This is a genomic window from Pseudoteredinibacter isoporae (assembly GCF_040372805.1).
GTDB lineage: Bacteria > Pseudomonadota > Gammaproteobacteria > Pseudomonadales > Cellvibrionaceae > Pseudoteredinibacter > Pseudoteredinibacter isoporae_A.
Map to the genome: position 1 here is coordinate 186,400 of NZ_BAABWJ010000010.1, position 7,913 is coordinate 194,312.

Sequence of the window (7,913 nt, forward strand, 5' to 3'; positions counted from 1 at the left end):
TCAGTAATTACCAAAAATTATGGAAAACTTAGTTTAAATGCACTGCTTTGTCGCTTAAATAATTATTTTGTTGCTTATTATGAATAAGCGCTGAATTGGTAATTAAAGGTAATGTAAACAAAAGACCTAATCTTAGAGCATACAAACCTGTCGTCTGATTAGTCTTTACGACTAATTGTTGGGGTTTTTTATGAACTACTTAACACTTATAATCGCGGAGTTTGTGAGAAACCTCACAATTCCTACTAAAAAGGCATTAGTTGATTTGGCATGGGGGCCGAGTAGAAGAGTTATGAAAACAAGAATAATAGCGTTGCTAACAAGCTTAATTGGGGTAACTCATACCGTTCAGGCGGAGAGCTTTAACCAAGCTGTTCAGGCGGCTCTGGACAGCCACCCTGAAATCAATGCTGCAAAAAATCAACTGTCGTCCCGTGAGCAAGAGATCAAGGGCGCTAAAGCTGGCTATCTCCCCTCTATTGATATTGCCTTGGGTATTGGTCGGGAAAATACCCAATCGCCCACTACTGGCCAGAATGAGGTTAACCTCACTCGAGAAGAGGCTTCTATTTCAGCTCGTCAGCTGATTTTTGATGGTTTCGCAACACGTTCCGAAGTACGCCGCCAGGAAGCACGCGCGGCCAGTGCAAGCCATTCAGTGAATACTTCTCAGGAACTGATTGCTTTGCGCACCAGTGAGGTTTACCTGGCCTTGATGGCTCAAGTGGATCTTATGAAGCTCGCGGAAGCGTCCCTGGAAGAGCATAAGAGCATTTATGATCAAATGGTGTTACGCAACCAGTCTGGTGTTGGCAGTCGCGCTGATTTGGATCAGATTGCTGCTCGTCTAGCCTTGGCCAACAGCAATGTAGTTGTCGCTGATGCTAATTTAAAAGATGCCGTAACCAATTATTACCGGGTTGTGGGCTCCATGCCGAATATGACCTCGTTAGCCATGCCAGGTACAGCCGAGAGTCTGCCTGCGTCACTCAATGATGCGACGGAATTGGCCTTGGCTAATCACCCTACTCTGAAAACCGCGAATGCCGATATTGACGCCACCATTGCTCAGCATCAGGCTGCCAAGAGTTCTTATTACCCGGACATTCGTCTGGAAGCTGATCAAAACTGGAACGAAGACATCGGTGGTGTTGTCGGTGAAGACGAGCGTTCAGTGATTGCCATTCGTGCGCGCTATAACCTCTATCGCGGCGGCGCGGATAAGGCCCGTCGAAAGCAAACCAGTTACCTAATAGAAGAAGCTAAGGATGTTCGTAACAACACCCGCCGACAGGTGGTTGAAGGCTTACGTTTGTCCTGGACGGCATTCGAATCGGTTAATGCTCAATTGCAGTATTTACAGCAACACGTGAATTCTGCCGAGGCCACCAAAAAGGCCTATATCGAGCAATTTAACATCGGTCGCCGTACCTTATTGGATTTGTTGAATACCGAAAATGAAGTTGTGGATGCCAAACGCAACCTGATCCAGGCCGCTTACAACAAGAAGTTGGCTGAGCTGCGCGTTTATAACTCAATGGGGGTTTTGTTGCCCAAGTTGGGTTTAGCTCAGTAGCTGTTGTCTTGTGTTTGCGAAAGTATGTGCCTGAATAGGTGCTAAGTGGCATTGAGTTAGCCCGGAAAGTTCTGTCTTTGCCGGGCCTCGTTGCTTTAATCCTCGCATCTTTCGCCTTGCTCCGCTTCTGGGTATGACTTTGTTTATTGCTATAGACAGATCAATAGTTACCTAGACAGTAGTTAACAGATAAGCGGTCTACAGAAAAAGCAGGATTGGCCGATTGGCAACTATGGGTAAATAGCTTTAATGCGTGTTCACCTCCAGCCAAGGTGAATCGGGACATCCCTCAGTATTGAGGGTGATGCTGCCCTGTTTATCAACTGGCACGCGAAGAAATTACATTTGAATCGGGCCGGACGCCCATTTCGATACTTTGACCATATAAGTGGAAAAGATTATGGCGGATAACGTTGTTGTAAATGACAATTCAAATACCACTCAGTCCAATGCGGATGGAGCGACAAGTGATGTCGCCGCGGCTGATCGAGGTACCGTTGTTGCAATTAAAGGAACAGTGCTGGATGGCAGCTCTGCCCTTGAAATGGGTCAGAAAGTTGGCCTCGGCGATAATCTGGAAACCAAAGCTGGAGCGGCTATTGTCGTTAAGTTCCCAGGCGGCGGGTTGCTGGTTTTAGGTCATAACCAAAGTGTCGATATTGATCAGCGTTTGATGGATCTGATTCGAAAAAATGACGTAAAAGATTCCGTTGAAGAAGGCATTGACTTCGATCGGCTGCAACAAGGCTTGGAAGAGGGCCTGAGTCTCGATGAGTTATTGCCAGCGGCAGCAGCAGGCACGGCCCCTACTGGCGGTGGTGGTGACAGTTCTGTTGGTTCCGGTGTGCGTTTTGTTATGACCGGTGATGAAACGATTCCTTTAGCGGGCTTTGACACGACCCCTCCGAGTGCCAACCTTGGTGATACATCCCAAGAATCCAGCCCTATTGATTCCGCACCTGAAGCCGTAGACGACGAAGAAGAAGTTACCGCACTGGGTGTCGCTACAGGTAACGTTGTAACGGGTATTGATATTGCGAACGGTGATGACAATGCCTTTGATGGTAATGCCGATGATTCTGGCATCAACGGTTTTGGTGATGGCGCAACCGTAGTCGGTGTCGCTTTGGGCAACACAGAAACGCCTATTACCGACAGCAGTGGTGTCGGTGTTGAACTGGTTTCCGATAAAGGTGTTCTTGTTGTGAATGCCGACGGCAGTTACACCTATACTCCGAATCGTGACGCCAGTGGCATCGATTCTTTTACTTACACCATTATTGACGCCGACGATGATACTTCGACTGCAACCTTAACCGTCAACATTGACGGTATTCCTCGCCTGGACGTTGTTGATCCTGGAACCGATGGCCAGGGTGGTTTGGTGAATACCGTGAACGAAGCTGGCTTGCCCGAAGGCACGGGTGAACTGTCTGATGGCAACGGTGCAAACAACAGCGATAATTCGGAAACCACAACAGGCAGTTTCAGTTTCATTGCCGGTGATGGTGATGCCACCATCAGTATCGGTGGTGTTGTCGTTCTGAACAATGGCCAGTTGGAAGGTACTGTTGTGCAGGGTACATACGGTACTTTGACCATTACCTCCGTTAACGGCAACCAAATTAATTACAGTTATACGCTTGACCGGGCCGCTGATCACAGCAATGGGCCGGTAAATGAAGTGTTAGCCGTTGTGGTGTCGGATGCGGACGGTAATGCTGCAGATGATGCAACTGGCAGTTTGCAAATTAATATCCTTGATGATGCGCCCATCGCTGCTGACCAAATTGATTCCATTGATACCAGCCTCGTGGCCACGGGTAATGTTATTACCGGTGTTGATATTCCTTCCGGCGACAGCAACCTCACCGACGGTGAAGTGGATATTGCCGGTGCCGACGGATTTGATTCTGCTGGCGTAGTGGGTGTTTCTGCGGGAGATACTGGTTCAACGTCGACTGGTGGCGTAGGTACGGCGGTCAGTTCCGACAAGGGGACTATTGTCATTAATGCCGATGGCAGTTACACCTATACAGCTAACCCCGGTGTTTTTGGTGAAGATGTTTTTACCTACACCGTTAGTGATAGTGACGGCAGTACCGCCATTGCCACGATTACAATCAATGTTGATGCGGCGAACGTCCTGTCGGACGACGATGAATCCGCCACAACTTTGTCGGGGCAAAGTGCCAGCGGCAATGTGTTAGCAAATACCGATAACCCTGATGGCCCAGAGCCTGCGACTGTGGTTTCCTTTACCGTTGGCGGCGATACTTTCCAGCCCGGCGAAACCGCCAATATTATTGGTGTGGGTTCCATCACCATCAGTCAGAATGGTAGTTATACCTTCACGGCGAGTGCCGCGTTTTCCGGTACGGTTCCGCCCATTAATTACACCGTAACGGATGGCCCGAACACCGACGATTCGGTGTTAACGTTCACCGTTATTGATCCGAATACTCCACCGATTGCCAGCAACGATGTTGTGGGTGGTAACACAACGAATTCTCCCGTTGTAGTTGATGTATTGGCGAATGATAATGATCCGGACGGTTCTCTTGTTCCCGGCAGTGTTCAAATAGTTGGAACCCCAAGTGCGGGCAGCAGCTTGACTGTTGGTGGGCAAGGTGTGTGGTCCGTAAACAGCAGCACGGGTGAAATTACTTTCACGCCGGAAGCGGGTTTTACTGGCGACCCCTCGCCTATCAGCTATACCGTAGCTGATAATGATGGCGCGATTTCAAACCAGGCAACCGTAACTATTTCCTTTACCGCGCAACCGCCTACCGCGGTGATTGATAGCAGCACGGGTAATACAACCACTCAGCCTGTTACTGTCGATGTGCTGGCGAACGACAGCGATCCCGATGGCAGTTTGAATCCTGCATCGGTACAAATTACCGGTACCGCAAATCCTGGTGAATCTCTGGTGGTGGCCGGCGAGGGTACCTGGAGTGTTAACACCTCTACCGGTGAAATTACCTTTACGCCAGAAGCGGGTTTTACCACTAACCCGGCGCCGATTACTTATACCGTTGAAGATAACGATGGGAATGAATCCAATGCGGCGGCGGTGAGTGTAAGTTATGTCGCGCAACCTCCTGTCGCTGTTGACGATGTTGGTAGTGCGACGGCATTGAACACCCCGTCAACAATTAATGTGGCCGGCAATGATACCGATGACGGCACCCTGGATCTCAATTCTATTTTGATTGAAACGTCAGGTGGTCAGGTTACAAGCTTAACGGTTGCGAATGAAGGTACTTGGACCGTGGGTCCGAACCCGGGCCAAATTACCTTTACTCCGGAAGCTGGTTTCATCAGTAACCCGACTCCGATTCAATACTCTATTGCGGATAACGAAGGTCTGCGCTCAAACTCCGCATCCGTGACGGCAATTTATGAAACCGCACCGACTGTTTCAGTGAACGACGTAACCGTTGATGAGCAAGCAGGAAACATCGTGTTTACTGTGACACTGTCCAGTTCCACTTTGCAGGATGTCACCTTTGATTTTGCGACCAGCAACGGCACTGCAATTGCTGGAGCAGATTACACTGCAACAACGGGAAGCGGCACAGTTACCGCGGGTAATTTAACGACTACCATTTCTATTCCGATTACCGATGACTTCCTGGCGGAAGGCAGTGAAAACTTTAACATTGATCTCAGTAATCTGAGTGCAAACACCGCAAGCAATGGCCATGATTTAAGCGGTGTTGGTACGATTACTGATGAGCCAACACCAGGGGTGGAAGACACTGTGACCGTTTCTTTAAGCGGTCCTGCAAATGTTGTTGAGAGTGCGACGACAACAAACTACACAGTAACCTTGAGTGAAACGGTTCCGGCTGGCAGTACAGCGACGGTAAATTTATCTTACACCTACACAACGGCATCCGGTGACGATATTACCGAGGTGGCGAGTGTTGTGGTTTTAGGTGGAAGCGATACCGCGGTATTCACTATTGAAACAATTGATGATGCCTTCGCTGAAGGTGCAGAAGATTTTAATGTATCGATTGCAAGTGCCAGTAGCCCAGCGTTTGAAGCACTTGCACCTCATGGCACTAATAATAACGTTACGACAACGATTACGGATCAGACTGGCCCTGATAACCCTCCTGGTGACGAAGATAGAATTTTTGCGCGTTTAACTCAGGACGTAAGCACCATCGCTGAAAACGGTGGTCAGGTAACGTATACCGTCACTCTGGTCGATGAAAATGACAATCCAATTACGGTTCCTGCTGGTCAAACCATTACGGTTGGTTTGGCTTACAGCGGCACGGCTTCTGGCACCGACTACTCAGGCGAGCAAGCTTCTGTCACCATTAGTGGTGGCAGCAATAGTGCATCCTTTGTTGTAACCGGGGTTGATGATGCCGTGGGTGAAGGCAATGAAACCATCATTGTTGATATCGATTCCATTACCGACAGTGGTGCGTTCGAGGACGTTGCAGAGCATGCTGATAATCAGGTAACCACTACAATCATCGACGATGATGGCGCGCCATCGTTAAGCATTAACGATGTGACTGTTGACGAATCTGCAGGTACTGCCACCTTCACGGTGACGTTGAGCCCAGTAGCAGCTGGTCCTGTCACTGTAGATTACGCAACCAGTAACGGCACCGCGGCGGCTGGTGCAGATTACACGTCTACCAGCGGTACGTTGACTTTCGCTGCCGGGGTAGGAACGCAGACGATTACTGTTCCAATCACTGACGATGTTCTGGATGAAAACTCCGAGAACTTCAATGTTGTTTTAACTAACCCTAACGGTGCAAGCATCAGTGATGATACCGGTGTAGGTACCATCTTGGACGAAGCCACGCCTGGACCTGATGACACGGTTACTGTTTCACTAACCGGTCCGGCGAATGTTGTTGAGGGCGAACGAACAACAAATTACACAGTGACATTGAGCGAACCTGTTCCAGCGGGTAATAGCGTCACGGTGAATTTAACGTACACCTATAACGACGCTGATGGCAATGACATCACTGAAGTTGCCAGTGTTGTTGTCACCGGAGGAAATAGCACAGCTACTTTCGACCTTCAAACGATCGATGACGCCTTTGCAGAAGGCGCGGAAGATTTTGATGTGTCCATCGGTACTATTGTTGATACCGACAGCTCCTTCGAAGCAATAGCTCCGCATGCGACAAACAATACTGTTAACACAACGATTACGGATCAAACTGGTTCCGATAACCCGCCGGGTGATGAAGATAGAATTTTTGCGCGTTTGACCCAGAGCACCGATACCATTGCTGAAAATGGTGGTCAGGTGACTTACACCGTTACTCTGGTCGATGAAAACAATAATCCAATTACGGTTCCTGCTGGTGAAACCGTGACGGTTGGTTTGGCGTATACCGGTACCGCTTCTGGTACAGACTATTCGGGCGAACAGGCTTCTGTCACGATCAGCGGCGGGAGCAACAATGCTTCCTTTGTTGTGACTGGCGTTGATGATGCGGTGAGTGAAGGGAATGAGACAATTGTCGTTGATATTGATTCTATTACCGACAGTGGTGCATTCGAGGATGTAGCCGAACACGCCGACAATCAAGTGACCACCACCATTACCGATGATGATGGCACTCCATCTTTGAGCATCAATGACGTTACCGTCAATGAAGGTGACGGTACCGCGACCTTTACTGTGACGCTAAATCCAGTCTCCGCAGGTTCAGTCACCGTGGACTATGCAACCAACAATGGTACGGCAACCGCTGGTGCGGATTACACCTCCAGCGCAGGTACGTTAACTTTTGCCGCTGGCGTTGCTACGCAAACTATTACAGTACCCATTGCCGATGATGCTTTGGATGAGAACTCCGAAAATTTCAATGTCGTACTGAGTAACGCTAATGGCGCAAGCATCAGTGACGACACTGGTGTCGGTACAATTTTGGATGAAGCTACACCAGATACTGTATTGGTTTCCCTAGCAGGTCCAAGTGATGTCGTTGAAGGCGATACAACAACCGACTACACCATTTCTCTGAGTGAAACTGTTCCTGTAGGAAGTAGTGTGACAGTCAATCTGGCTTACACTTACACCACCGCAGAAGGTAATGATATTACTGAAGTGGCGAGTGTTATCGTTACCGGCGGTAATAACACGGCAGTCTTTAGTATTCCGACAATCGACGATGCGCTTGCAGAAGGTGCTGAGCAGTTTAATGTAGCCATTAATGCGGTTTCTGATAACGACAGTTCTTTCGAAGCAATTTCGATTGATGCTGCTAACGATGACGTCACCACTACAATTACTGATCAGACTGGTTCTGATAATCCTCCTGGACCGGAAGATACGGTCTAT

The 7,913-nt window shown here is 48.8% G+C and carries 2 protein-coding genes; both read left to right on the top strand.

What is annotated here, in order from left to right:
* Positions 1–292 precede the first annotated feature (292 nt).
* The gene (locus ABWW03_RS17505; RefSeq protein ID WP_353410517.1) at positions 293–1,576 is read left to right on the top strand and encodes a TolC family outer membrane protein; all 1,284 of its coding nucleotides are present in this window, start codon (positions 293–295) and stop codon (positions 1,574–1,576) included.
* A 400-nt stretch (positions 1,577–1,976) separates the two neighbouring features.
* Positions 1,977–7,913: retention module-containing protein (locus ABWW03_RS17510; protein ID WP_353410519.1), on the top strand; the 5,937-nt coding region annotated here is incomplete at its 3' end.

Excerpts from the sequence above, each read along its gene's own strand:
- ABWW03_RS17505 (WP_353410517.1), top strand. The coding sequence starts at position 293 with ATGAAAACAAGAATAATAGCGTTGCTAACAAGCTTAATTGGGGTAACT.